Source organism: Rhizobium sp. CFBP 8752 (assembly GCF_014842035.1).
GTDB lineage: Bacteria > Pseudomonadota > Alphaproteobacteria > Rhizobiales > Rhizobiaceae > Neorhizobium > Neorhizobium soli.
The window spans coordinates 124,122-149,986 of record NZ_JACYUZ010000002.1; the positions used below are offsets into that span (position 1 = coordinate 124,122).

Annotated in this window: 26 protein-coding genes; 18 read left to right on the forward strand and 8 right to left on the reverse strand. The window is 61.2% G+C overall.

Annotated elements, in window-relative coordinates; genetic code table 11:
- Positions 1-304 precede the first annotated feature (304 nt).
- From IFT59_RS13800 to IFT59_RS13810, 3 genes are all read left to right on the forward strand, one after another.
- The gene (locus IFT59_RS13800) at positions 305-514 is read left to right on the forward strand and encodes a cold-shock protein (RefSeq protein WP_062459297.1); all 210 of its coding nucleotides are present in this window, start codon (positions 305-307) and stop codon (positions 512-514) included.
- A 129-nt stretch (positions 515-643) separates the two neighbouring features.
- Entirely contained in the window at positions 644-874 is a 231-nt protein-coding gene (locus IFT59_RS13805) for a hypothetical protein (RefSeq protein WP_062459299.1), read from the forward strand.
- A 13-nt stretch (positions 875-887) separates the two neighbouring features.
- Positions 888-1,877 (forward strand): sensor histidine kinase, encoded by a 990-nt coding sequence (locus tag IFT59_RS13810; protein WP_113166133.1) that lies wholly within the window; start codon positions 888-890, stop codon positions 1,875-1,877.
- 111 nt (positions 1,878-1,988) lie between these two features.
- Here the strand turns inward: IFT59_RS13810 and IFT59_RS13815 are convergent, their stop codons facing one another.
- On the reverse strand, positions 1,989-2,390 hold the full coding sequence (locus IFT59_RS13815; protein WP_062459305.1) for a response regulator: 402 nt from the start codon (positions 2,388-2,390) through the stop codon (positions 1,989-1,991).
- 606 nt (positions 2,391-2,996) lie between these two features.
- A complete protein-coding gene (locus IFT59_RS13820) occupies positions 2,997-3,752 on the reverse strand; it encodes a phosphatase PAP2 family protein (protein WP_192087238.1) in 756 nt (251 codons plus the stop codon).
- Positions 3,753-3,847: 95 nt separating this feature from the next.
- Here IFT59_RS13820 and IFT59_RS13825 point away from each other — a divergent pair, with 95 nt between their 5' ends.
- The 7 genes from IFT59_RS13825 to IFT59_RS13855 all read left to right on the forward strand — a co-directional run bounded on the left by IFT59_RS13825 (position 3,848) and on the right by IFT59_RS13855 (position 10,475).
- On the forward strand, positions 3,848-4,546 hold the full coding sequence (locus IFT59_RS13825; RefSeq protein ID WP_192087501.1) for a response regulator transcription factor: 699 nt from the start codon (positions 3,848-3,850) through the stop codon (positions 4,544-4,546).
- Positions 4,539-5,681 (forward strand): ATP-binding protein, encoded by a 1,143-nt coding sequence (locus IFT59_RS13830; RefSeq protein ID WP_192087239.1) that lies wholly within the window; start codon positions 4,539-4,541, stop codon positions 5,679-5,681. Before IFT59_RS13825 ends, IFT59_RS13830 begins: the two co-directional genes overlap by 8 nt.
- 357 nt (positions 5,682-6,038) lie before the next feature.
- The gene (locus IFT59_RS13835) at positions 6,039-7,604 is read left to right on the forward strand and encodes a GMC family oxidoreductase (protein ID WP_197978111.1); all 1,566 of its coding nucleotides are present in this window, start codon (positions 6,039-6,041) and stop codon (positions 7,602-7,604) included.
- A gap of 67 nt (positions 7,605-7,671) precedes the next feature.
- The gene (locus IFT59_RS13840; protein ID WP_062460066.1) at positions 7,672-8,415 is read left to right on the forward strand and encodes an SDR family oxidoreductase; all 744 of its coding nucleotides are present in this window, start codon (positions 7,672-7,674) and stop codon (positions 8,413-8,415) included.
- A complete protein-coding gene (locus IFT59_RS13845; protein WP_192087241.1) occupies positions 8,412-8,858 on the forward strand; it encodes an SRPBCC family protein in 447 nt (148 codons plus the stop codon). The genes IFT59_RS13840 and IFT59_RS13845 overlap by 4 nt, the downstream gene beginning before the upstream one ends.
- Positions 8,859-8,942: 84 nt before the next feature.
- Entirely contained in the window at positions 8,943-9,863 is a 921-nt protein-coding gene (locus tag IFT59_RS13850; protein WP_192087242.1) for a LysR substrate-binding domain-containing protein, read from the forward strand.
- A gap of 36 nt (positions 9,864-9,899) precedes the next feature.
- Positions 9,900-10,475, forward strand: a complete 576-nt coding sequence (locus IFT59_RS13855; protein ID WP_174197827.1) for an NADPH-dependent FMN reductase — start codon at positions 9,900-9,902, stop codon at positions 10,473-10,475.
- A gap of 145 nt (positions 10,476-10,620) precedes the next feature.
- Here IFT59_RS13855 and IFT59_RS13860 read toward each other — a convergent pair whose 3' ends face one another.
- The 3 genes from IFT59_RS13860 to IFT59_RS13870 all read right to left on the reverse strand — a co-directional run bounded on the left by IFT59_RS13860 (position 10,621) and on the right by IFT59_RS13870 (position 14,486).
- Positions 10,621-11,628: an Atu2307/SP_0267 family LLM class monooxygenase gene (locus tag IFT59_RS13860; RefSeq protein ID WP_174197826.1), complete on the reverse strand. Its 1,008-nt coding sequence runs from the start codon at positions 11,626-11,628 to the stop codon at positions 10,621-10,623.
- A 135-nt stretch (positions 11,629-11,763) separates the two neighbouring features.
- Positions 11,764-13,347 carry a Na+/H+ antiporter gene (locus IFT59_RS13865; RefSeq protein WP_192087243.1) on the reverse strand — a complete coding sequence of 528 codons (1,584 nt, stop codon included), beginning with the start codon at positions 13,345-13,347 and terminating at the stop codon, positions 11,764-11,766.
- 365 nt (positions 13,348-13,712) lie between these two features.
- Positions 13,713-14,486: an SDR family oxidoreductase gene (locus IFT59_RS13870; RefSeq protein ID WP_197978113.1), complete on the reverse strand. Its 774-nt coding sequence runs from the start codon at positions 14,484-14,486 to the stop codon at positions 13,713-13,715.
- Positions 14,487-14,594: 108 nt separating this feature from the next.
- Between IFT59_RS13870 and IFT59_RS13875 the strand changes: the two genes are divergently transcribed.
- The 5 genes from IFT59_RS13875 to IFT59_RS13895 all read left to right on the forward strand — a co-directional run bounded on the left by IFT59_RS13875 (position 14,595) and on the right by IFT59_RS13895 (position 20,196).
- On the forward strand, positions 14,595-15,470 hold the full coding sequence (locus IFT59_RS13875) for a helix-turn-helix domain-containing protein (RefSeq protein WP_192087244.1): 876 nt from the start codon (positions 14,595-14,597) through the stop codon (positions 15,468-15,470).
- Between the two features lie 575 nt (positions 15,471-16,045).
- The gene (locus tag IFT59_RS13880) at positions 16,046-16,336 is read left to right on the forward strand and encodes an NAD/NADP octopine/nopaline dehydrogenase family protein (protein ID WP_249407594.1); all 291 of its coding nucleotides are present in this window, start codon (positions 16,046-16,048) and stop codon (positions 16,334-16,336) included.
- A gap of 165 nt (positions 16,337-16,501) precedes the next feature.
- A complete protein-coding gene (locus tag IFT59_RS13885; protein ID WP_062459309.1) occupies positions 16,502-17,692 on the forward strand; it encodes a glycine C-acetyltransferase in 1,191 nt (396 codons plus the stop codon).
- Between the two features lie 44 nt (positions 17,693-17,736).
- Entirely contained in the window at positions 17,737-18,771 is a 1,035-nt protein-coding gene (gene tdh / locus IFT59_RS13890) for an L-threonine 3-dehydrogenase (RefSeq protein WP_192087245.1), read from the forward strand.
- Positions 18,772-18,921: 150 nt separating this feature from the next.
- A complete protein-coding gene (locus IFT59_RS13895; RefSeq protein ID WP_197978114.1) occupies positions 18,922-20,196 on the forward strand; it encodes an MATE family efflux transporter in 1,275 nt (424 codons plus the stop codon).
- Positions 20,197-20,214: 18 nt separating this feature from the next.
- On the opposite strand, the gene IFT59_RS13900 is transcribed toward IFT59_RS13895, so the two are convergent.
- Entirely contained in the window at positions 20,215-20,778 is a 564-nt protein-coding gene (locus IFT59_RS13900) for an NIPSNAP family protein (RefSeq protein WP_192087247.1), read from the reverse strand.
- A gap of 85 nt (positions 20,779-20,863) precedes the next feature.
- Positions 20,864-21,763: a helix-turn-helix domain-containing protein gene (locus tag IFT59_RS13905; protein WP_062578250.1), complete on the reverse strand. Its 900-nt coding sequence runs from the start codon at positions 21,761-21,763 to the stop codon at positions 20,864-20,866.
- 116 nt (positions 21,764-21,879) lie between these two features.
- Between IFT59_RS13905 and IFT59_RS13910 the strand changes: the two genes are divergently transcribed.
- The 3 genes from IFT59_RS13910 to IFT59_RS13920 are packed head-to-tail and all read left to right on the forward strand — an operon-like array spanning position 21,880 to position 25,101.
- Positions 21,880-23,589 (forward strand): FAD-dependent oxidoreductase, encoded by a 1,710-nt coding sequence (locus IFT59_RS13910; protein ID WP_192087248.1) that lies wholly within the window; start codon positions 21,880-21,882, stop codon positions 23,587-23,589.
- Positions 23,586-24,365 (forward strand): SDR family NAD(P)-dependent oxidoreductase, encoded by a 780-nt coding sequence (locus IFT59_RS13915; protein WP_192087249.1) that lies wholly within the window; start codon positions 23,586-23,588, stop codon positions 24,363-24,365. The genes IFT59_RS13910 and IFT59_RS13915 overlap by 4 nt, the downstream gene beginning before the upstream one ends.
- A complete protein-coding gene (locus IFT59_RS13920; RefSeq protein ID WP_192087250.1) occupies positions 24,358-25,101 on the forward strand; it encodes an SDR family NAD(P)-dependent oxidoreductase in 744 nt (247 codons plus the stop codon). Before IFT59_RS13915 ends, IFT59_RS13920 begins: the two co-directional genes overlap by 8 nt.
- Before the next feature lie 40 nt (positions 25,102-25,141).
- On the opposite strand, the gene IFT59_RS13925 is transcribed toward IFT59_RS13920, so the two are convergent.
- Entirely contained in the window at positions 25,142-25,864 is a 723-nt protein-coding gene (locus IFT59_RS13925) for an ABC transporter ATP-binding protein (protein WP_113166127.1), read from the reverse strand.
- Between the last annotated feature and the right edge of the window lies 1 nt (position 25,865).

A 25,865-nucleotide genomic window follows, 5' to 3' on the forward strand; every position in this document is an offset into this window, starting at 1 on the left:
AAGTTCTTTTGGACGCTGGCATACACAACCATCCTCTTCAGACTGTATGCGCGGGGCAGTTGGCGGACAAGCCCTAACGAACCTCGTCGTGCGGGACGGGTCTGCAGAGCAGGTCAAAACTAAAGGTTGACTTGGCGGCGCTTCGTCTCTATCTTTGGTTTATCGATCTTTTGCTTGCTGAACTTTGGTTACCGCGCGATTGGCACCGCGCTCTGAACGAACTTCCCTCTCAAAATCAATCGTTACACTCATCCGTTCGGCTTCGGTCCTACGGTCACTCAACATTGCTTTGAAAGGGTTCATCATGACCACAGGCACAGTAAAATGGTTTAATTCCACCAAGGGTTTCGGCTTCATCGAGCCTGACAACGGCGGCGCTGACGCGTTCGTCCACATCTCTGCCGTCGAGCGCGCGGGAATGCGCGAAATCGTAGAAGGCCAGAAGCTTGGCTACGAACTCGAGCGCGACGCGAAGTCGGGCAAGATGTCGGCCTGCAACCTTCAGGCTGCCTAATCGTACCTGGTTTCGTCCTTGACCACGGATGTACTGGCACCGACGACACCAAGTTATCTGAGAGGCCGGGCTTATAGCCTGGCCTTTTTTGTTGGCTCGCTCAAAGCAGGCTCAACCACAGGAAAATCCATGACACAGACCCATTCGAAATCCAGACAGCAGGCCGAGATTGCCTTCGGCAACACGCAGACGCAGTTCTTTGCCCGAAATCACGCCGTCGCGGAAATGGACTCCCTCGTTGCGGCGCGCGAGACGAAAACACAAAGGCTGCGGCAGGCACGCCTCGCGAAGGATGCCGACGACATCGCCAAGGCATCCGCAGGCCTGATCGCAATGCGCGCCCGCAAGTCCGACCTTTAAGGATGCCATCTTGATGGACCAGAACACCGAGTGGACATCCGGTCAGCTGCGACGCGCGATCAAGGCGGCAGGCGTGGCGCTGTGGACCTGGAACGTCGATACGGACGCGTTCACGATGGACCAGCGTGGATATGCACTATGGGATTTGGAGGTCGATGGCGTCCTGTCCTTTGAGGACCTGTCGGCCAAGGTCCATCCGGCCGACCGCGATCGTGTGAGGGCAGCGTTCTCGGCAACACGTGCCGTCGTTGGACCTTACGAGATCGACTTCAGGATCATGAGCGATGTTGAAGTTCGCTGGATCTCAGCACGCGGTCAGGGGAGCGATGAGGATATTCTGGCTCGGCAGATGACCGGCATCTTTCTCGATGTCACAGGCCGCAAGCAGGCTGAAGAAGGGCATGAGCTTCTCGCCGGAGAAATGAGCCACCGGGTCAAGAACCTGCTCGCCATCGCGTCAGGGCTGACGCAGATGACATCCCGGTCCTCGAGTTCGATCGCCGATATGACCTCACAGCTCACTCTAAGGCTAACCGCTCTCGGCCGTGCTCACGACCTTGTCCGGCCTTTACCTGGCGGGCAGGGCAAGGCCGCTCTTCTCGGTGACCTGATCACGATCTTGCTCTCCCCCTATGACGAGACGGCGGCGTTTGCTGGCCGTATTCGGGTAGCAGTTCCAAGGATGGGCGTGGGAGAGGCGGCAGCCACAGGCCTCTCGCTGGTGATCCACGAACTCGCCACGAATTCACTGAAATACGGCGCCCTGTCAGTCGGCACCGGAACACTGGATGTGTCCGGATCGGTCGAGGAGAACAATCTGATGGTGACCTGGATCGAGCAGGGCGGGCCCGAGGTTGTCTTCCCACAGGGCCCGGCCGGCTACGGTAGCAGAATGCTGGACCGTACCATGTCCGCTCACCTTGGAGGAACGATCTCCTATAACTGGACACCGGACGGAGCGCTGGTCACGCTTATCATCGACACGAGCCGGCTTGCCTCTTGACCGCTTGGAAAAGGCCTCGGCCGCAAGCCCGCGCCGGAAAACCGACGGGCTAACGCGCAGCTGTTTTGTCGTTGAACGTCTGCGCGGTCGCCTCGGTTGCCGGTGAATAAGTTAGCGTCCGCTTGTTTCGGAAACATGGCTAGATGAAGCGCGCTGATCAGCGCTTTTCGACATCGACTCGAAGCGCGCAACGATCAGATCAAGGTCATACGGCTTGGAGAAAAATTGTGCCGAAGATGGCAGATCGATCTCACCGGGCGTGATGCGACCGGAGGCAACCACGATCCCGGCGTGAGGGAAGCGAGCGGCGACTTCGTGGGCAAGGTCCACACCCGTCAGAAGGCCTGGCATCTGGATATCCGTGAACAGGAAGTGAATGGTCCCGTCGTCAATCTTGTCCAGGGCCTCGTCCACCGTGCCGGCTTCTATGACCTCGAACCCCGCATCCTCCAGGGCGTCTGTGACCGTCATCCGGATCAACACCTCGTCGTCCACCACGAGTACTTTGCGCATGTCCCACTCCCTGCATGGCCCTACAACAGACCGACGCGGTTATCGTTCCAAAAAACGCAGTGGGTATCAGACAACTGCATTGGCCTTTCCGGCTAGTGCGTTGAATTGCAGTGGCAGTAGAGCTTTCGGTTAGTAGCAAGGAGGTCTCGCCGTGCTTTCACATATTCTGGCCGACCGGGATGTGGTCGGGTCGGTTGATACGGCTGATCGTGGACTTACCGCCGACAAGTCTTCCCATCCACGTCGTCTGATTATCTCGCAGAAACATTCGCCAAGCGTCAGAGCAGTCCTCGACTTCTCGTCGATGACGTTAGCGATGACGTCTTGACGACCTTATCCAAGGCGCCATAAGGACCGCGGCCATCAACTAGCAGGACAGATGGCAATCCGCAGATCGCGGCAATATCCAGCTTGCGACCCCGCCCGGTTCACGATCGACCGGTATATTCATAAATTAGGAAGTCTGAAGTCGGCCGTGCCAGCGAATTTAAGTAGATGTCCGCAGCGTTGCACCAGATGCGGCCACGGTTCCTGCCGGCAGCGAACGTAACCGACGGCATTACTCCAGGCCCAGGCCGCACGCTCTGATGCGATCTCAACGAAGACTTACGTTCGGCACGGATCTCTCTTGAATAATGCGTCGATCTGAGGTGCGTTTTGAGAAAACAATTGCCAGAGGAGCACGGCCAGAACGAACATCATATTCCAGGCGATCACCACGTCCGAGAGGAAGTGGCCTCCGAACATCACTCGGTTGAATGAGAAGGCTGCCGCGACAATGCCGACCGCTGCGAGAAAAGTTGTCCGGTGTCTGGGGGTAACGAACACGACAAGTGTGAGCAGCGCAAAGGCGCTTGCGGCCTCTCCCGAGATAAAGGAACAATTTCTGACGCATTGGTCGGTGAGCTGCCACGGAGGGGTAAAGATCGCGCTGCCGCCGAATTCGTCGAGTGCTCTTGGACGCGCCCTCCCGACCAGCATCTTGATGAATTGAACGACCAGCCCCGGACCTGCTGCAAAGAAGGTCAGCACGAATAACAACTTATACGGTGCGGCTGAGTATTTCGGGTTCCTGAGGAAAGGACTTGCAAGCAAAAGCACGATTGCAAACCCGATCACGACCCAAGGCAGAAGCCTGTTGAGGTCACGAAACGCAATGAGAAAACTGTTTTCCTCGAAAGCGAAGCCCGCGATGGGATCCCAGAAATAACGACTGATGATCAGGTCGATTTCCGGCACAGTCGCAAAGATCAGCGATATAAAACCCAGAAGCATAAGCGCCTCTGGAAGCAAACGGTGTGCTTCGTCTTCAACGGTCTTCGGATTTGCTTTTTGAACGTGGTTGAGATCAGTTGCGTCCATGGGTGGTTCCTCTGTGAGGACCACGTTCTCTCGCCGGATTATCAAGATTTGACCGAGAACCGGAGAAGAGCATGTCAAAGTCAGAGAGTTTGACGATGATCTCATCACTCGTGCTGGTCGTCGAGGACGACCAAGAGATTGCTTCCCTTATTGAAAAATATCTCGCAAGAGCCGGCTACAGGACGGTAAAGGCTTCGACGGGCCTTACGGCTCTCACCCATGTCCAGAGATTACAGCCAGACCTGATCCTGCTCGATATCGGCCTGCCGGACATCGATGGCTTCGATCTTCTGGCGAGGGTCCGGGCAAATTCGAGCGTGCCGGTCATCTTCCTGTCGGCGATGGATGACAGTACCGACAAGTTGCTCGGCCTGAAGCTCGGCGCCGATGACTATGTCACCAAACCGTTCAACCCGCAGGAAGTCGTGGCGCGGGTGGGCGCTGTCCTCAAGCGCACCAGAGGCGTTGGCGCTCATGAGGTTGTCCGGCACGACGGGGTCGAGGTTCAGCTGGAGTCCCACATCGCGTTTGCATCGACGGACAAAGGCCGGGTCGAACTGCCGCTGACCGCAACGGAGTTTCGCCTTCTCGTCTGTTTCGTCCGGTCGCCGTTCAAGACCTTCGAAAGAGCATCCTTGCTGGATGCGTGCATGCCCGAAAGCGATGCGCTCGATCGAACCGTCGATACGCATATCGCCAACCTCAGGCGAAAGCTGGCGAGTTGCGGCCTGGACGGCTTTATCGTTGCCGTGCGCGGGATAGGCTATCGTTTCGCGAGGTCGACAGGTGTCTAGACCGGCTCTATCAACACTGACGGCGGCTCTGGTTTCCGTCATTCAACTGATGACCATCGCGCTCCTCTATATCCTGACCGACTGGTATATCGATCATGCCGAATTATCGGCACTGGACGCGCTGCCCCCCGATGCGAAACGTGCCTGGGTCAGCATCAACAATGGCGAGATCCCCGCACCGAGCGATCTCGCGGCACTCGCGCCGCTCTATCCGACACTGGAAGAGGCGACCGAGGCGTCCCCTGTCGAGGGTGTTTTAGGTTTCGGATTTCTGCTGATCGTGTTTACCAGCGGCATTGGCGTCGTCCTGGCCTACCGGCTCGTCGCGCCGCTCACCCGCCTGACGGCCGCAGCCGAAAAGATCCGGCAGGGCGATTTTCAGGTCACGGTCGAACCGGGCGCAACCAAGGAAGTCGAAACGCTTGCGATCACCATCAATCGCATGGCGAGCGAGTTGCTTGCATTGGAGACCCGCCTGAAATTCAACACGCGCGCGGTGGCCCACGAACTGCGCACACCACTGACGGTGCTGCAGGGCAATCTGCAAGGCATGACTGACGGCGTCATTCCCGCCAGCGAAGACCAGTTGCGTGCGCTCTTGGCGCAGACACGGGGCATGTCGCGGCTGGTGGACCAGCTGAACACGCTCTCACTGGCGGGCACGATCGACTTTGTGACCGCGACCACGGCGACCGACCTGGCCTTGCATGCTTCGGAGACGGTGACCCTGTTCCAGATCTCCGCAGGCGGTGATATCAATTTCCGAACCTACCTTGCGCCCGCACCGGCAATGATCGATCCGGACCGTTTCCGCCAGGCTATCCTCGCTCTTCTGGAAAACGCACGGCGATACGCGGGCGATTTCGGGCCGATCGATGTTCATACTGGGGTGGATGACACGGGGCGGTCGTTCATTTCTGTCCAGGACAAGGGTCCAGGACTACCAGACTATGCGCAGCACTCCTCTTTCGACATGTTCTGGAGAAGCGAGAGGCTCAGCGGTCGTGGCACGAGCGGTTCAGGGCTTGGTCTGTCGGTCGTCAAAGCGATTGCGGAAGGCCACAATGCCCGCTTGGAGGTCGGAAACAATCCTGACGGTGGCGCATACGCCAAGGTTACATTTGAGGTCGCGTAGACCTAAGCGATCCCGAGGACGATCCAACTGAAATGGAGGCGAACAGCGCCTGCTTGTCGCACCGGGTAAGAATCTACCGATCCTGACCGACAGCGGAAATGCCTCCGCCTTGCGCCTCAAATTCGGTCGTCAAGCTCTGCATCGCTGTGGTCAGACAGCTGGCCTAGCTTTGTGGTGTCGTCACGTCGTCGGTGTGCATCGTCCATCCTGTTGAACGTAGCTTCCGGGATGGGCCCGCTGTTCGCACAATCCCGTATTCGCTACTTCCCTGAAACAGAAGTGAAGCCTTGCCTGCAGCGCTCATAGCGCTCGACGAGGGACAATTTCACGCAAGTGGCAATGACGAGGAGACGTTTCATGGCTGGAAGCGGCAAAGCAACGGGCGCTGTCCTGATCGGCCTGGCGCACGCTCATGCCGAAGCGGCACCGGTCAATGTGATTATCGTGGGAGGCGGGTCCGCCGGAGCGGTGCTTGCGACGCGCCTCAGCCCCGATCCTCATCGCACCGTACTGTTGCTGGAAGCGGGGCCTGATTTTGCGCCGAGCGCCTATCCGCAGAGCCTGACCGATGCCGGCACTGTGGGGACTCCGGATTACGATTGGCACTATCACAGCGACGACACGACAAAGCTCGGCCATGACATTCCATTGCCGCGGGGCAGGGTGGTCGGTGGCAGTTCCGCCGTCAATGGCACGGTCGCCATGCGGGCACGGCCGTCCGACTTCGCACGCTGGGCGGCGCGCGGGATCGAAGGCTGGTCCTGGAACGATGTGTCGGCCGCTTACAAGGCTTTGGAAAACACCCCGACCGGCGACGATACCCTGCATGGTCGATCCGGCCCCTTTCCGGTCCGGCAGCGAACCCTCGAGGAACTGACCGTGTCCTCGCGCGGCTTCGTTCACGCCGCGTGGGCCTTGGGTCTGGCTGACGTTTCGGATTTCAACAGCGCGGCTGCGGACGGGGCAGGGGCCTATCCGCTTAACGTCGTCGACGAGAGGAGGATGAATACCGGCATCGTCTATCTCACCGAGGAGGTTCGCGCCCGCCCGAACCTCACCATCCGCGGCGAGACAGAAGTGGATCACGTTGTCTTCAGCGGCAATCGGGCCTCCGGCGTCCGGCTGGTGACGGGAGAGGTTTTGACCGGCGGCGAGATCATCTTGTCGGGCGGGGCGTTCGGAAGCCCGGCCATGCTGCTGCGCTCCGGCATCGGCCCTGCCGGCGATCTCAGCGCGCTCAAGATCCCTGTTCTGGTGGACTTGCCGGTCGGCGCGCGTCTCCAGGACCACCCGTTCTTCTACAACGTCTACGCCCTGAAGGCCGTCGACAGGGCCATGAGCCCTGCAGCCGGCGCGCTTGTCTGGACGGGCTCATCGGCAGCGACCGGCGGCGATCTCGACCTCCAGGTATCCGCGACCCACTTCATCGACCCGAAGGCGAGCCCGACGGGCGGCGCGATCATTCTCGCGGCTGCGGTGACGCTGCCAAAGTCGGTCGGCAGCTTCCGCCTGGCCTCGCGAGACCCGCGCGTTGCGCCGCGCATCCACTACAATTTCTTCAACGACCCGAGCGATCTCGACAGGATGTTGGAGGCGGTCAAGCTGTCCCGCGAAATCGGCAGAACCGCGCCTTTCGCGGGCATGGTCGATCACGAGATGGCCCCGGGGGACGGCGTGCACAGCGACGCGGACCTGCGCGCCAATATCATCGCCAACATCGCGGCTTACCAGCATCCGACCTCGACGGTTCCGATGGGGACAGACACCGACGAGACCGCCGTTGTCGATGCCTTCGGGCGCGTGCGCGGCACCGAGAACCTCCGCGTCGTCGACGCCTCCATCCTGCCAGACATCCCATCGGTCCCGACCAACGTCACCACCATCATGGTCGCCGAGCGGATCGCCGCGCGCATCCTCGCCTGATCGATCGGACCGAACGGTCAAGCCGACGGTCTCGCCCATCATCGCCCACATACGAAGGAGCATTCTCATGACATCTCTTATAGGCAAGGTGGCGCTGATCACCGGTGCATCGCGCGGCATCGGCCGGGCGATCGGTGAACGGCTCGGCCGCGAGGGCGCAACGGTCGCGATCAATTATCGCAGCCGTCCGGAGGAAGCGGCGGAAGCGGTGCGGGCCGTCGAGGAGGCCGGCGGCGTGGCGCGTCCCTTTCAAGCCGATGTCGCCGATATGGCGGACATCCGCCGGCTGTTTGCCGAGGTCGATACGGCCTTCGGCGGCCTCGACATCGTGGTCGCCAATGCCGGGCTGCCGTTCATCGGCGTGCCGGTCGTCGACGTGAAGGAAGAGGATTTTGACCGAATTTTTGGTCTCAATGCCAAGGGCTCGTTCTTCGTGCTCCAGGAGGCGGCCAAGTGGGTGCGGGACGGCGGAAGGATTATCGACATCTCGACCTCGACCACCGCGTTCACGGCACAGGGCATGGGCCTGCACGCGGCCTCGAAGGCCGGATCGAAGCTGATCGTCGAGGTTCTGGCGATAGAGCTGGGTCACCGCGGGATTACCGTAAACTCGGTCATGCCCGGCGCAACCAACACCGAGTTCATCAAGGATGCGCCGCAGGAAGAGCGTGACCGGATTGCGGCCGGGTCGCCACTCGGACGCCTTGGCGAACCCGACGAGATCGCCGATGTCGTCGCCTTCCTAGCTTCCGACCAGGCACGCTGGCTGACGGGGCAGCACGTTCTGGCCAACGGTGGAGCACGGGTATGAGCAAGAGCTATGTCGCCGTCTATACCGCGACCCTTGCCGCAAGCCCGGAACGGATCTGGTCCGTCGTTCGCGATTTCGCAGCGGTCGCCTCGTGGAACCCGATTGCCCGTGAAAGCCGTCTGCTCGCCGACGGAGAACGGGAGCTGGTCACGACTGACGGGACGACCGTCCGCGAGCGGCTGATATCCAGTGATGACGGGGCGTGTCATCTCACCTACCAGATGGTGACGTTTCCGATCCCAGTCAGCGAGCAGACGAACCAGATCCAGGTTCGTCCCGGCGTGAGCGCCGATGAAGCCAGCATCCGCTTCGAGGCGTCGTTCGTCCCGGTGGATGGGATCGATTCGGAGGTGGTGATGGGGATCAACCTCTCGGCGTTTGCGGCGGCATCTAGAGGGCTGGCCGATTATCTCGGGGTTGCGCTTGTCAGGGCGTCTCTCTAATGCTGGTCGTGGTCTCCTTGGAATTGGCCCATCAAAAACGGCCTTTGGCGGTCTTTGCGCCGATCTCGTAAAGGGACTGAACCCGTGCTCGACCTCAATGATTTCCGTACCTTCGTCCAGGTCGTCGACAGCGGCGGCCTGACAGCTGCAAGCCGCAGCACGGGCGTTGCGAAGTCGACACTCAGCCATCGGCTGCAGCAGCTTGAAGCTGCCCTCGGCGTCCGGCTGATCAATCGAACGTCACGGGTGCAGACGCTGACCGAAGCGGGCACTCTCTTCTATCGCCACGCGCTTGTCATGCTTCAAAACGCCGACATCGCCGAGAACGCGGTGCGCCAGAGGCTGGAGGAGCCGACGGGGGTCATCAAGTTCACGACGGCAATCGCGACCTCGGTCTATGTCCTGCGGCAGATCATACCGCAGTTCGCGATCGACCACCCGAAAATCCAGCTAGTCCAGCACACGGGCGACGAGCAGACGGACATCATCGGCGGCGCCTTCGATCTCGCGATCCGGGCTCACGAGGGGCAGATGACCGATTCGGCCCTGGTGCAGCGGACGCTCTCTCCGGCGCCCTGGTTCATTTTCGCAGCGCCGAGCTATATCGAGCGTCGCGGCGAACCGAAGACACCGGACGACCTATCGGAGCATGACCTTCTGGCGATGCACCGTCCCGGGCAGGCAACGGTGTGGAAGCTCAGCCATCCCGTGATCGGCGACCGGGTGCTTCCCGTCCAGCCACGAATGGCGGGCAACGACCTGATCATGCTGAAACAGGCTGCGGCAGACGGCATCGGGATCGCGGCGCTTCCCGGTTACATCTGCCGGGAAGACGTGCTTGAGGGCAGATTGCAAAGGGTCATGCCGGAATGGCTGGCCGGCAAGGCGGAGATCACCGCCGTCCTGCCGTTCCGGGATTACGTGCTGCCATCGGTGCGTGCGTTTCTCGACTATCTCATCATCGAGCTGCCGAAAGTGGTCAATTTGGATTCTGATCCCGTTTGATCCGCCTTTTCGTCAGCATTCTCATTTGGAGCCTTCATGTTTGAACCTAAGCCGCTGCACTTCGTGACCCTTCTCGGAAGCCTGCGTCATAAATCCTACAATGCTGCAATCGCTCGCTCCCTGCCGTCTCTCGCCCCCGAGGGCGTGACCATCACGGCACTCGGCTCGGTCGGCATGTTCCCGCTTTATGACGAGGATGTGCAGGCGGCAGGGTTCCCTGCGGAGGTGACGGCGATGGGTGAGGCGATCCGTCTCGCCGACGGCGTAATCATCGTCACGCCCGAGTACAACTACTCGGTCCCGGGTGGCATCAAGAACGCCCTGGACTGGCTTTCGCGCCTGCCGAACCAGCCGTTTTCCGGCAAGCCGGTGGCCATCCAAACGGCGTCAGCCGGTATGCTCGGCGGCGCCCGGGCTCAGTACCATCTCCGACAGATCCTCGTTTATCTGGATGCCGCCGTTCTCAACAAGCCGGAGGTCATGATCGGGCATGTCGCGGCCAAGGTGCACAGCGAAACGCTGGAACTGACCGACGCCGAAACCCGTCACTTCCTGGAAAAACAGGTTTCGGCCTTCGTGCACTTTGCGCAAAGGTACCGAGTCTCAGGCTGAACGCCGCCTGCAACGCGTGCGGATAACCGACGGACCAGGCGCCTTTTGGCTCAGTAGGTCGGAACCCGCATTTTCGTCGCCTTGTCCTCCGGCGGATACGGAAAGGCCGCCTCGGCAACCGTCGCTTTGAGAAACGACCTTTTGCTCAGGCCGAGAGGCGTGGCTTCACCTCGCGGCCGAGCATTTCGATCGACCGCAGCATCGCCGGCTGGTCGCTTGCCGCGGAGCTCATCTGGAACGTCAGCCGGTCGATGCCGCCGAGGTCCTCGGACGTCTGCCGGATCTTTGCCGCCACCGTTTCGGGATCACCGACGAGGAACGCGCCGCCGGGCCGAACCAGGTTGTCGAACTGCGCGCGCGTCGACGGTGCCCAGCCACGCTCGAGGCCGATCTTGGTGAACATCGCCTGCCAGCCGGGGAAGAAGCGATCCTCCGCCTCGCGGTCCGTCTCGGCCACGAAGCCGAGCGCATGAATGCCGACGCGCAGTGCTTCGGGCGCGTGCCCGGCGCGTGCTCCGGCCTCCCGGTAGAGATTGACCAGCGATCGAAACCGCCGGAATTCCCCGCCGATAATCGCCACCATCAGCGGAAGACCAAGGATCCCGGCACGGGCGAAGGATTGCGGCGTGCCGCCAACCCCAAGCCATATGGGCATCTTCGGCTGGGCAGGACGTGGGTAGACACCCTGGCCGTCAAGTGGCGCACGAAACCGGCCGGACCATGTCACATTGGTCTCGTCGCGCAGGGCGAGCAGCAGTTCCAGCTTTTCCTCCGACAGGGCATCGTAGTCGTTGAGGTCGAGACCGAACAGCGGATAGGCCTCGATCGAGGATCCCCGACCGACGACGATTTCAGCCCGTCCCCGCGAGATGAGGTCCAGCGTCGCGAACTCCTGGAAGACGCGGACGGGGTCTGCGGCGCCAAGCACCGTTACCGCGCTGGTCAGCCGGATCGACTTCGTCCGCGCGGCGGCGGCGGCAAGGATGACGGCCGGTGCGCTGTCGAGATAGTCGCTGCGGTGGTGCTCACCAATGCCGAACACGTCGAGGCCAGACGTATCGGCCATCTCGATCTCGTCGAGCAGGAAACCCATGCGATCCATGTCGCTGACACCCTTGACGGTTGCCGCAAAACTGTCAATTCCGATTTCCAAAACCATAGTTCCTTCATTTGCAGTCGATCGCCGGTGATGCGATCGTTTTAAGTCATGGGCTCCGGCATCAGAAGGGACACGAGCAGGACGCTAAGTCCAGCACGTTGGACAGAGGTAAACGCCGCAAGCGTCATGTCAGAGGGATTTCGCGGCTGTCGCCGATAGCTCTTCCAGATCGAGGTCCCGCTCCAGGTCATGCAGCGTTTCGTCACTGATCTGGTGGGCGCGATGAAGGCGCACGAGTTCGGCCCGGCCGGCCCTTACCGCCTCGAGGACGAGGTCGTAGTGGGCCGTGATCTCGTCTACGAAAGTGTCTTCGTCGTCCGCGTTCTGGAATGCCTGGTCGGCGCGCCGCTGGAAGCCCTCGAGCAATCGCGGGTGGGCAAGCGTTCCGTCGTCGGTATAGGCCTGCGACCGGACGGCGACGAGCTGGGCTGCTGCGACCGCCGCTTCCGCCTGTGCAAGGCTCAATGCCGGGCGCACGCCCCGATCAGACAGGTTCGCCGCGCGGATAACCAGCCCAAGCGTCGTCCCCTGGAGAAGAACAGTGACGAGAATGGCGGCGAAAGCTGCGACCAGCATGAGGTCGCGACCTGGCATTGTTTCGGGGACGGTCAGGGCAACAGCGAGGGTGACCACGCCACGCATGCCCGCCCAACTCATCACCGTCGCGGCCCTCGGGCCGAGCGGGTCGTCGATGGGAAATCCTATCCGGTTGAGCAGCGCAAGAACGGCGTCACAGCCAAAGATCCAGACGAAACGCGCCAGCGTCATCGCGACGATCACGCCCACGACCGGAACCGCCATGGTGGCAAGGACAGTCTCGAATCCCCCGACGCGCTCCAGCACGCCGCGCAGCGAAAGACCGATGAGGATGAAGATCATGGCCTCCATCAGGAACACCATGACGTGCCAGAAGGCGCCGGCGCGTATGCGAACGCTCGCGGTAAAGACGACGTGCTGGTACCAGCCGAAAACCAGGCCCGCAGTGACTGTGGAGATGACGCCCGAGACGTGGATCGCTTCGCCAGCCAGATAGGCGGCCCAGCCGAGGATCAGGGAGGCAAGGATCATCAGGGTCTCGTCGCCCAGCCGTCGGAGGAGGAAGGTCCAGGCCCCACCCACGACGGCGCCGACCATGACGCCGCCAATCGCCAGGAAGCCGAACTCGAGGCTCGCATCCACGGCATCAAAACTTCCCGTCAGGGCTGCCGCGACAGCGAAGCGGAAAAGCACCAAGCCGCTGGCGTCGTTCAGGAGGCTTTCACCCTCGAGAAGCGTTGTCAGCCTGCGGGGAAGCTTCACGCGCTGCAGAACCGCCCGTGCCGAGACGGCATCCGGTGGCGAAACAATGGCGCCAAGGGCGAAACAGGCGGCCCAGGGCAGCGCCGGGACCAGCCAGTGGACAACAAGTCCCACCACCAGGGTGGTGAAGACGACCGCGCCGATGGCCAGCGACAGAATGCCGGCGCTGTGGCGGCGGAAGGCGGCAAGCGCGGTATAATAGGCCCCGTCCATCAGGAGCGGCGGCAGGAAAAGCACGAGAACCAGCTCGGGATCCAGCTCGATCACCGGCAGTCCGGGAAGGAAGGCCAGGGCCCCGCCGCCGACGAGAAGGGCGACAGATGGCGGAAGCTTGGCGCGTTCGGCAAACCAGTGCAGGGCGAGGATCGCGAGAAGCAGGGTGAAAACCAGTTCGAACGTTTCGGCCGGATGCATCTCTCTCTCCCCAAGGTGCCAATCTCTCTGATGGCGGATACCTCCAGAGTATAGGGCCAGTCGCCCAAAATTTGTGGTGTGTAACAGATCAATGGATGTGCATTGCTGCTCCTGCACCCTTAGGTATTCGAACAGCTGCTTAAGGCAGTTACTCTGAGCATTTGCGACATAGCAAGAACGGCCGCCTGATCCCAACGCTGCTGATGAACCGATCATATGGTTCGTCGCGGGCATGCAGACCAAAAGATAGGATGGGTCGCGATAGCGGGCCACACCTGATCAAGTTCGCGCTGCCTCAGGCGGGTTGGATGCCGGCTGACGTCCTGATCGATGGGCCGTCAGCCTTGTTGCGTGCAGTCGAGGGATCAGCGGGCGATGAAGCCGCCGTTGATGAAGAGGGTCTGCGCGGTGACCCAACTGCCGCCCGGGCTGACCAGGAACTCGATCAGCGGCGTGATCTCGTCGATTTCGCCGAGCCGGTTCTGCGGGCTCATGCCGGAGAGGAAGGCCTTCGATTCCGCGCTTTCCACCGGGTAGAAGAAGGAGGTGTTGAGCGGGCCGGGTGCTACGGTGTTGACGGTGACGCCCCGGTGGCCGATCTCCTTGGCAAGCGCGCGCGTGAAGTGTTCGAGCGGCGCCTTGGAGCCCGCATAGATCGCGTATAGCCCGGTCGTTGCCGCCTGCAGCGTCGTGCCGATGTTGATGATACGGCCGTTGTCGGCGATCCTTTTTGCGGCTTCCTGCATGCAGAAGAACGCCGCCTTGCTGTTGATTGCGAAGCTCTGGTCGAAGTCGGCCTCGGTGATCTCGACAAATGGCTTCTTGACCACCTTGCCGACCGTGTTCACCACGATGTCGAGCTGGCCGAACGACTTGTCGACCGCGTCGAACAATCTCGCGACATCGGCGACCTGGGTCAGGTCGGCGCTGAACAGGAGGGGTTCGGCACCGTGATGCTTGATCTCGGCGGCAGTTTCTTCCGCTTCGCCGCGGGAGGCCTCGCCGTGATAGTGGACGGCCACGCCGCGGCAGCCGTTGCGCGCCAGCATGACGGCATAGGCCCGACCCTGGTTGCGTGTTGCACCCATCACCACTGCAACCTGGCCGTCGTTATTTTTGATCATGTCGCTGGTCGTCATTGTCTTTCTCCTTGTTGATGATCAAGGAATAGGCGACATGGAGGGGGTGCGGCTTTCAGGATACGCGCATCGTTGTTAGTAAATCCGCACGCTGGACGGGAAACAGCCATGTCAGATGCTATTCTGCCCGAAGCACCGCATGTCGCCACTGCCGACACGCCGGTGCCGAACTGGGGTCGGCTCGTCCGGTCCGATTTCGGGACGGCGGCGTGGAACCGGCGGAACGCCGGCGAGATCAGCCAGTCGATCCCCCATCATCTCGTGCTCTTGTCGTTCAAGCCCTTCAGCAACCGCGAGTCACGCCTTGGCGGGACGCGGATCCGCACCGCCTCGGCTGCGAGCGGATGCTGTGAAATCGTTCCGGCAGGCGCAGACTACTGGGCGCGCTGGCATGAGCCCAAGGAAGTGGCGGCATTCTCGCTGTCGCAGCCATGGCTCGACGGTCTCGCCCAGTCCGACCTCGATCTGCCGGCCGCAACAGTCGTCGCGGATGCCTTGCCGGTCGTCGACCGGCGTGTCGGGTTGATCGGTGGCATGCTGCGCGACGAACTGCGTTCAGGCACGCATGGCACGATGGCCGGCCTCGAGCTGGATTCGCTCCTCAACCTGCTTGGCATCCACCTCATCCGGCAATATGGCGTAGCCCGGCCACAGAAGGATCTGGGTGGGCTGTCTGATCGGCAGTTCCGGCAGGTGCGCGATCACATGCAGGCGCATCTCACACTGGGTGTCAGGCTCGAGGACCTGGCCTCGCTGGTTGGGCTTTCGTCGAGTCAGCTGCTTCGCTCGTTCAGGCGTCGGACGGGCACGAGCCCGCACCAGTACTTCACCCGACTTCGCCTCGACGAGGCCCGTGCACTGATCGTCAACGGACCGCTGCCCCTGGCAGAGATCGCACTTACCTGCGGCTTCTCCAGCCAAAGCCACCTGACGGCCATCATGCGCCGGGAAGACGGCCTCACCCCCGGCGCGCTGCGGGTGTGATGAGGTCCGGATTAGTGGGTGAACGGCCGAAGTTCTCGGCGCCAGCATCGCGTTGGCACAGTTTGTTATAGCGTTGCGGTGCGATTTTCTTTTTCGACGCCCAATAACGGACTTGACGCTCCCGGCTTCAAGCAGACATCGAGGGACTACTAAGTGGCGAAAAGGTTTTCGCATTATGCTTGAGCCAACGATGTGCCATACCTTAGAACCTTGATTTCAGCGTTATGGCAGCAGAGAGTTCCCGCGATGGGTTAGATCGTATGGGCGCATATCCGGTTCCCTGGCCTGAGGACTTGCTCCATTACCAACAATAGGTTTGGCTCAAGAACTGGGACAAGAGGGGCAAGCGGGTTCTCGTTGCGGTCGTACTCAATGACAAAGAAGATCCGATCACGGGTGAAATTAACTGCAAGGCAAACGAGAATTGACGAGTTGTTTACCATCAGCAGTCCGGCACAGAAGTATTAGTCGCCCTTCAGAGGGGGGGTGGTCGGTACAGCTGATCTTAACATCCATTGTAGAACGAAATGCTCTCTTAAATCCGGCTGGTCCTCGGTCGCCTTTCGATTTCGCAAATGAACCAGGAAATGCACGAGGCCGGTAATGGCGGTACGGGTCCGAGTACGGCCGACAGCCGTTATGTGACGGAAGACGTCCCATTTGGCTTGGTGATGACGGCGAAACTTGGCCGTCTCGCCGATTCTCCAGCGGAGCTCCACGAAGCCGGTGTCCGGATCTTCTCAACCATGTACGGACGTGATTTCGCGGCTGAGAACGATCTTCTCAACGCGCTTGATCTAGACGTAATGTCATTGGATGATTTAAAGACCCTTTGCCAAAACGGGTTCGCACCCTCGGCCGCGTGACCATCGTAAGCCTTCGATCTATGCTTCACCGTTCGGCAAACCAACCGAGCGGCTTAAGGTCGAGGACGGGGAGGTAGGAGCGTCAACGCGCTTCTCCTGTCCCATATCCGAATTTCTCCAAGCCGCGACGCGGATGCGTCGGAGGCAAACAAGGTTGCATTCACAATGAGCAACGCGTTCCTCGCACATCTCTCCACCGAACTTGCGGGTCTGAGGTCTTCGGGTCTCTACAAGACCGAGCGGGTGATCGTTTCCAAACAGGCCGGCGAGATCGAAGTCGCATCTGGTCGCAAGGTTTTGAATTTTTGCGCCAACAATTATCTGGGCCTTGCCGACAACGCCGAACTGGTGGAGGCCGGCAAGAACGCGCTGGATCGTTACGGCTACGGCATGGCATCTGTGCGTTTCATCTGCGGGACGCAGGAAGAGCACAAGCAGCTCGAAGACCGGATTTCGAAGTTTCTGGGATTGGAGGATACGATCCTCTATTCGTCCTGCTTTGATGCCAATGGTGGATTGTTCGAGACGCTTCTCGGCGAGGAGGACGCGATCATATCGGACGCACTCAACCACGCTTCGATCATCGACGGAGTGCGCCTCTCCAAGGCGAAACGCTTCCGCTACGCCAATAACGACATGGCGGCGCTGGAGGAGGAACTGAAAAAGGCCGAAGGCAGCCGGTTCAAGATGATCGCCACAGACGGCGTGTTTTCGATGGACGGCATCATCGCCAATCTTGCGGGCGTCTGCGACCTCGCCGAGAAATATGGCGCCATGGTCATGGTCGATGACAGCCACGCGGTTGGCTTCGTCGGCAAGCACGGTCGCGGCTCGGCGGAACATTGCGGCGTCGAGGGCAGGGTGGATATCATCACCGGCACGCTCGGCAAGGCGCTTGGCGGTGCATCCGGCGGCTATACGTCCGGCAAGAAGGAAGTGGTCGACTGGTTGCGCCAGCGCTCGCGTCCCTATCTGTTTTCCAACACCCTCGCTCCCGTGATTGCGAGCGCCTCGCTGAAGGTGTTTGACCTGATCGACAATGGTGACGCATTGCGCGCCCGGCTAGAAGCCAATTCCCGCCTCTTCCGCGATGAAATGAGCAAGCTTGGGTTCACGTTGGCGGGCGAGGGGCATCCGATCATTCCCGTCATGCTCGGCGATGCGTCGCTGGCGCAGGACATGGCGGCGAGGATGCTGGAAAAGGGTGTCTACGTCGTCGGCTTCGCCTTCCCGGTCGTACCCAAAGGCCAGGCCCGTATCCGCACCCAGATGTCTGCGGCGCATAGTGAGGACGATGTGCGCCGGGCCATTGCGGCGTTCGAAGAGGTCGGCAGGGAACTGCGCGTGATCGAGTAGACGCCCGGCCCGAACCGATCCAACTCATTGACAGGAATTTTTCGATGACCAACATGATGCGCGCCCTCGTCAAGTCGAAAGCCGAAACCGGTCTCTGGATGGAGCATATCCCTGTTCCGGACCCCGGCCCCAACGACGTGCTGATCCGGGTGAAGAAGTCCGCGATATGCGGCACCGACGTTCATATCTGGAACTGGGACAGTTGGGCCCAAAAAACCATTCCGGTGCCGATGGTCGTCGGCCACGAGTTCTGCGGGGAGATCGCGCAGGTGGGCTCTGCGGTCACCAAGGTCCAGGTCGGCGCGCGCGTCTCCAGCGAGGGACATATCGTTTGCGGCAAATGCCGCAATTGCCGCGCGGGGCGCGGACACCTTTGCCGCAACACGTTGGGCGTGGGTGTCCACCGGCCCGGATCTTTTGCCGAATTCGTCTGCATTCCCGAAGACAATGTCGTGCCGATCCCGGATGATGTGCCGGACGAGATTGCCGCGATCTTCGATCCGTTCGGCAACGCCGTGCACACCGCTCTCTCCTTCGATCTGGTCGGCGAGGACGTCCTGGTGACCGGAGCCGGTCCGATCGGCATCATGGGTGCGATGGTTGCCAAGCGCTCCGGCGCCCGCAAGGTCGTGATCACCGACATCAACCCGGTGCGCCTGGCACTTGCCGAAAAGCTCGGCATCGACCACGTCGTCGATGCGTCCAAGGCAAACCTGTCGGACGTGATGAAGCGCATCGGTATGACCGAGGGCTTCGATGTCGGTTTGGAAATGTCGGGCGCGGCCCCCGCCTTCCGCGACATGATCGACAAGATGAACAATGGCGGCAAGATTGCCATTCTCGGCATCGCGCCGACCGGGTTCGAGATCGACTGGAACAAAGTGATCTTCAAGATGCTCAATCTCAAGGGCATCTATGGGCGGGAAATGTTCGAGACCTGGTACAAGATGATCGCCTTCGTGCAGGGCGGCCTCGACCTTTCGCCTCTCATTACCCATCGCATCGGCATCGACTCCTTCAGAGACGGGTTCGAGGCCATGCGCTCCGGCAATTCCGGAAAGGTCGTCATGGACTGGTGAAGCCAACATGAGGTCCAACAAAAAGCCGACCGATGGGGGCAATACGATGTCGATCAAGACTTTAGGGCAGGCGAAGCTCTTCTGCTTAGGCCCTTTCGGCTTATGACCATCTTGCCGGAACAGGGAGCAAATGAAAACTGGAACCGTCGGATGGTCTTTCTGGCGCTTCCCATCATTCTCGCAAATCTGGGTCAGCCGATCCTGTCACTTGTCGATACGATGGTGGCGGGACATCTCCCGGGGTCTTTCTTTCTCGGCGGGGTCGCGCTGAGCGGCGTGCTGTTCAATTTCCTTTTCTGGAGTTTCAGTTTTCTGCGCATGGCAACGACCGGTCTGGTCTCCCAGGCGTGGGGTGCCAAAGATAGCACGCTCATGCGCATGCATCTGTTTCGGGCGCTGCTTATCGCCGCTGCCGGCGGTGCCGTGATCATCCTGCTGCAAAAGCCGATCATCGAGATCGGACTCGGATTCCTCGGCGGCAGTGAAGCGGTCTACCGGAGCGCGTCGGATTATGCATTCGCCAGAATCTGGTCAGCGCCTGCGACGCTCGGAAATTTTGTCCTTCTCGGCTACCTTCTCGGTTGCCAGCGCGTGATGATCTCACTGGCGCTACAAGTCGCCCTTAATATCGTCAACTTGCTCGCAACTCTCACGCTGGTTCTTGTTTTCGACTGGGGTGTCGCCGGGATAGGGGCGGGGACCGCCCTTGCCGAATGGGTGGCCTTGATCGCAGGCCTCTTCATCATCAAGCCATTCGGTGCGCATCCCGCAGTGCGGATGAAGGAGCTGCTGGACGGGTTGGCGCTTCGACGGCTGGTCGCGGTAAACCGGGACATCTTTCTGCGAAGCTTCTTCCTTCTGCTCTGTTTCGGCTGGTTTGCCCGCAGCGGTGCCAAGGAAGGCGACACGATCCTCGCCGCCAATGCCATCCTTCTCAACCTCCACGGCTTTACATCCTATGGGTTGGACGGGTTTGCGAACGCCACTGAAACCCTGGTCGGTTCAGTCATCGGCGCGCGGCAAAAAAAAGCGCTTGCCCAGGTGGTCAAGGCCGCGTTTGTGTGGTCGGGTCTGGTGGCGTTTCTGTTTTCAGTTGTTTACGCCTTCGCTGGCCCATCGATCATCTCGCTCCTCACCGATCAGGAAGATGTTCGTACCGCCGCCATTGCCCTGCTTCCCTTCCTGATCGCGTTGCCGCTCGTTTCCGTGACCAGCTTCATGCTTGATGGCATCATGATCGGAGCCATGCGTGCCCGAGATATGCGCAACAGCATGATCATCTCCACCGGCATCTTCATCGCCACCGCTTATGGTCTGCAGCAGGTCTGGGGAAATGAAGGGTTGTGGACAGCGATGATGGTCCTGATGATAGCGCGTGCGGTAACGCTCGGCTTGAAACTGAAAGAGACATTTGCGCAGGTGTAGCGGCAATTTGCACAGCGTTCAAAGCGGCGAAAACGACAAGGGGCGCAGCACGGTGTGCTGTCCGTCATACCCACCGACGTACCTCAACGGATCAGCGTGACGTGGAAGCAGGGCAAGAGGACCTTCTGTCGAACCGGAAAACGGCTCGAGCAGCGCGACCGCATCAGGCGGCGCATGGCCGGTCACCAATCCTGCACAGTCAGGGGCAAACAAGGGCGTGCCTGCGGGCCGTGGGCCATGCTGCCGGTGACGGTCGGCGACGGCCGTGTCGAAAACGGGTGATCCGCGCCCAAGCGTCGCCAGATAGTTATGCTGCTGCAACACCATCGGGAAAGCCTGGGGGATGAAGCCGTTTACCCAAGCCTCTTCATTCGAGAGTGCGGCGCGGCATGCTTCGCGTTCAGCCCAGTCCGCATAGGTCCAGAGATGGTGGATCACATTCAGAGGACCGGTTTCCGCTTGCCAGTAGCCAAGAAGCGGCAAGTGCCGTGTCACAAGCGGAAGCCCGAGGTCTGCAAGCAGCGCGAGGTACTCGCCGGTTGCGCCCGGCTTTAGCTGATAGGTTCGCCATTCGTGGATCATCACCGTCTCCCATCGCGTCAGTCTGGCACGCCGGACCGCCCGTGAACATGGATAAGGTCTGCAAGAGATTGGACAATTGAGCCTATTAGCTGTCGTGTCGTGCCGCCTGTTTGCGATAGGTCCCCGGAGAGATCCCGACACGCTGGGTAAAGAAGCGGTTGAAATAGGCGGGGTCGTCAAAACCGGTCATATGTGCCACCTGGGCTACGCTGCTCTCGGTATAGACGAGGTAGCGCTTGGCTTCCATCAACAGCCGCTCGTAGAGCAGGTCCGACGCGGTCTTGCCGGCGCGCGCCTTGCAGGCCGCATTGAGCCGCGCCTGCGTCGCCGCCAGCTCTTTCGCATAGAAGGTTAAGGATCGCTCCGTCCGGAAGTGGCGTTCCAGAAGGGCCCTGTAGCGCAAAAGCAGATCATAACCCCGGTCTGGCGTGGATATACCGGTCTCGTCATGGGTGATGTTAAGCCTCAGCACGATCACGAGCAGCCGCATGTAGTGCGCCATCATCGATATGCGCCGGCCGGGTGCCGACCAGATGAATTCCCGATGCAGCCAGTGAAACGTATCGACGACGGCCGGAATGCTGACGCCGGTTCCTTCGATCGGGTAGACTGCCGGTCTCGATGCGGCCGTTTCGAGCCGCGGGTCCGAGCTTGACGCTGCCTTCAGGCAACCGAGTGCGGCCGTCACCACGTAGCCGTCAGTCCCCGGATCAAAATCGATCTGGTGAACAATTCCGGCTGGAACGACCATGATCGCAGGCGCGGGTATGAATGAGATTTGATCCTCCATGCGGATCGTTCCACCCCCCTCTCTGACCAGCAGAACCTGCATATGGTCCGGATGAGCATGCGGACGAATTCTCCAATCGTTTGGCCCGCTGCGGTCACGCAGGGGTTCGATATGCAGGAAGTCCAGATCGACGTCGGCACCCTGATCGCCATAGAGATAGTAAAGCGGAATGCCGCCTGCGGCCAAGCTTCCCATGTGTCCTCCTCATTATCTCCCTGCCAAATAGTGCAACAATTGCGCGACGGCGTCCATTGGTCATCCCCGGTATGCGGGTTAGCAAGATCTCCATCAAACGCGACCGGGAGAAGCGGATGGAGCCGAAGAAGGAGGAGGGGCACGTCTGTGACGTGCTGGTCGTCGGGTCGGGCGCGGGAGGGCTTGCCACCGCGATCACGGCGAGGAAACACGGCCTGTCCGTGATCGTGATCGAGAAGGAGCCTGTGTTCGGAGGCACGACGGCGTTTTCGGGTGGCGTGCTGTGGATACCCGGAAACCGGCACGGGAAATCGAACAACCCGAGCGATACGCGCGACGCGGCGCGCCGTTACCTCAAGGCCGAGACCGGGAACTGGTTCGACGCGCAAACGATCGACGCGTTTCTCGAGGCCGGTCCGAAAATGCTCGACTGGTTCGAACGCGAGACGGTGGTGAAATTCGTCCCGACGCTTTACCCGGACTATCACCCGACGGTGGATGGCGGCGTCGATGTCGGGCGCTCGGTGCTGGCGGCGCCTTTCGACAGCAGCGTGCTCGGCAGCGATCTTGCGCGGCTGCGGCCGCCGCTCGGCTCGATCACGTTCATGGGCATGATGTTCAACTCGTCCAATGCCGATATCCGGCATTTCTTCAACGCCACCAAATCGCTGACCTCGTTTTCCTACGTGATGAAACGCCTTGTCGCGCATGCCGGCGAGGTTGTGCGTCACGGCCGCGGCGTCCAGGTCACGAGCGGCAACGCGCTGGCAGCGCGGCTGGCCGCGGCCTGTCTCGATCTCGACATTCCGATCCTGACCGAGACGCCGGCGCTGCGGCTGACCAAGGACGGTGGTCGTATCACCGGCGTCGAGGTCGGTGGCGCGTCACCCGGCCGTATCATCGCCCGGCGGGGCGTAGTCCTTGCCTGCGGAGGATATGCGCAGGATCTCGCGAGGCGAGCCGGGATCTACGCCCATCTCAAGGCAGGCGGTGAGCATTTTTCGCCGGTACCGGAGGGCAATAAAGGTGACGGCATCCGTCTCGGCGAGGAGGCAGGCGGCGCATTCGATGCCGAATTCGCCCAGCCGGCCGCGTGGATGCCGATCAGCCGTGTGCCCGGCAAAGGCCTGTTTCCGCATCTGCTCGATCGCTACAAGCCGGGCATGATCGCCGTTCTGTCCAATGGTCGGCGATTTACCAATGAGAGTGAGAGCTACCACGATGTCGGCGCTGCCATGGTTGCGGCGGGCGAGGGGGGCGCGTGGCTGATCTGCGATCATCGGGCGATCCGCAAGTATGGTCTTGGTCACGCAAAGCCGGCGCCGGTGCCGCTTCTGCCGTGGCTGCGAAACGGCTACCTCAAGAAGGGAAAGACACTTGCCGATCTTGCCGCGGCTTGCGCGATCGACGCGACGGGTCTGGATGCGACCGTCGCCGAATTCAACCGGGGGGCCAGGCACGGACGGGACGAACAGTTCCATCGCGGCGAGACGACCTTCAACCGATACCTTGCCGATCCCGACCACAAGCCCAACCCTTCGGTTGCGCCTCTCGAGCATGGGCCGTTCTACGCCGTCCGGCTGGAAATCGGCGACCTCGGAACGTTCGACGGACTAAAAACCACAGTGGAGGGCGCGGTCGTCGATCGGGATGGCCGGGTGATCGATGGCCTGTTTGCGGTTGGCAACGACCGGGCCTCGATCATGGGCGGAAATTATCCAGGGGCCGGCATCACGCTCGGCCCGGCAATGACATTCGGCTGGATCACCGGGCGCTATCTCGCAGGGATCGCACCGGGGGCGACGGGGGAGGGAGACGCGGCATGAGCTGGCTTGGACTGGAGGGAAAGACGGCCGTCATCACCGGCGCCGGAGGCGGCATCGGTCAGGGGCTGGCGCGCGCCTTCGCTGCGGAAGGTGTGCGGGTCGTGCTGCTCGACCGTGACGAGGCGCAGACGGCGTCGCTCGCTGTTGAACTGGGTACGGGCAGTTTTTCGCTTCCCTGTGATGTGTCGCGGGCAGACGACGTTGCCGCAGCGGCGGCGGCGGTCGAGGCGCAGGGAGGCGCCGATATCCTGATCAACAACGCCGGAATTCTGCGGCCCGGCCCGCTCGAAAGCGTCTCCGAGGCCGACTGGTCGGCGATGCTTTCCGTCAACCTCACGGGTTATCTTGTGACTGCGCAGGCGTTCGGTCGCGGCATGATGTCCCGCGGACGGGGCGCCTTGGTGCATGTGGCGAGCATCTCCGGCAGCTACCCTCAGCCCGCAAGCGGCGCCTATTCCGCATCGAAGGCGGCAATCCTGATGCTGTCGCGCCAGCTTGCCTATGAATGGGGACCGAAGGGCATCCGCTCGAATACGTTGAGCCCGGGACTGGTGCGCACGGCGCTTTCCGAAACCTTCTACGCCGATCCGCAGGTCAAGGCCCGGCGCGAAGCCATGGTCCCCATCCGCCGTATCGCAAGCCCTGAAGATCTGGCAGATGCGGCTTTGTTCCTCGCCTCGCCGCGCGCATCCTATATCACGGGACAGGACATCCTCGTCGACGGGGGACTATCGCAATCGCTGATGGGACTGGTACCGAGGCCTGGTTATGCGTGAAGCCCTCGTCACCGGCGGCGCCGACGGGATCGGCCTGGCAATTGCGCGAGCGCTTGCTCACAGCGGCCACCGCATCACCATTGCCGATATCGACGGCGATAAGGCTGCTGAGCGGGCGGCCGAATTGGGCGATGTCCATCGCGGCATGGCCTGCGATGTGACCGATGAGGCGCAGGTGGAAGCGGTCGCTGGTTCAGCGCCGTTCGATGTGCTGGTCAACAATGCCGGGATCGGCGACATTCACCTGCCAACGCTGGAGCAGGGGATAGAGGCGTTCCGTCGCGTCCTCGACGTGCATTTGGCCGGCACGTTTCTGATGTCGCGGGAAGTAGCGTGTGGCATGGTCGCGCGTAGCGATGGCGCAATCGTCAATTTGTCCTCGATCGCGGGACTGACGGGTCTTCCCAAGCGCAATGCCTATGGTGCTGCCAAGGCCGGGATCGTTGCCATGACGCGGGCGATGGCCTGCGAGTGGGCTGGGCGTAGTGTGCGGGTCAATGCCGTTGCGCCGGCTTTCGTGCAGACGGCGCTGGTGGAAAAGCTGGCGGCCGCAGGCCGGATCGATCTGCCAACGCTTCGCCGCCGCACGCCGATCGGGCGACTGATCATGGCCGAGGAGGTGGCGGCCGCCGTCAATTTTCTAGCCTCTCCAGCGGCATCGGCGATCACCGGCGTGGTGCTGCCGGTCGACGGCGGCTGGACCGCGTTCGGTGATTTCGGCGACGCGTCCCCTTGAGAACGCTTCGCCGAAAAGGTTATGCGATCGCGAGGATCAATCAGGCGGCATCCTCGATGTGACCGCCGAGGAAGAGCTGGCCCACACGCGGGTCATTGAGCAGCTTGTCCGACCTGTCGAACATCCGCGTCTGGCCGAGTTCCAGGACCAGACCATAATCGGACATGGCGAGCGCTGCCTTGGCATTCTGTTCGACCATCAGGATCGTTACGCCCTGGTCGCGCAGGCGGGTCAGCGTCTGGAACACTTCCTGCACGAGATTGGGCGACAGGCCGATCGACGGTTCGTCGATCAGGATCAGCTTCGGATCGAGCAGCAGCGCGCGGGCGATCTCAAGCTGTTTCTGCTGGCCGCCGGAGAGCTCGATTGCCTTCTGGTCCTTGCGCTGGCGCAGCATCGGGAACTGGTCCATGACCTGTTCCATCCGCATTTTCACCCGCGCCTGATCCTTGGCGGTGATGCCGCCGAGTTCGAGATTGTGCAGCACGGACAGTTGCGGCACGACATTGCGGCCCTGTGGCACGTAGGTAACGCCACGGGCAATCATGTCGGCCGGGCGCTTTCGCGTCACGTCCTCGCCTTCCAGGTGGATGGAGCCGGAATTGATGTTGAGCAGTCCGAAGATCGCCTTGAACACCGTGGACTTGCCCGCGCCGTTCGGACCGATCACTGTGGTGATGGACGCCTTCGGTATGCTGAAAGACGTCCCGTTGAGGATTGTGATACGGCCGTAACCGCCATTGAGGTTTTTCACTTCCAGCATG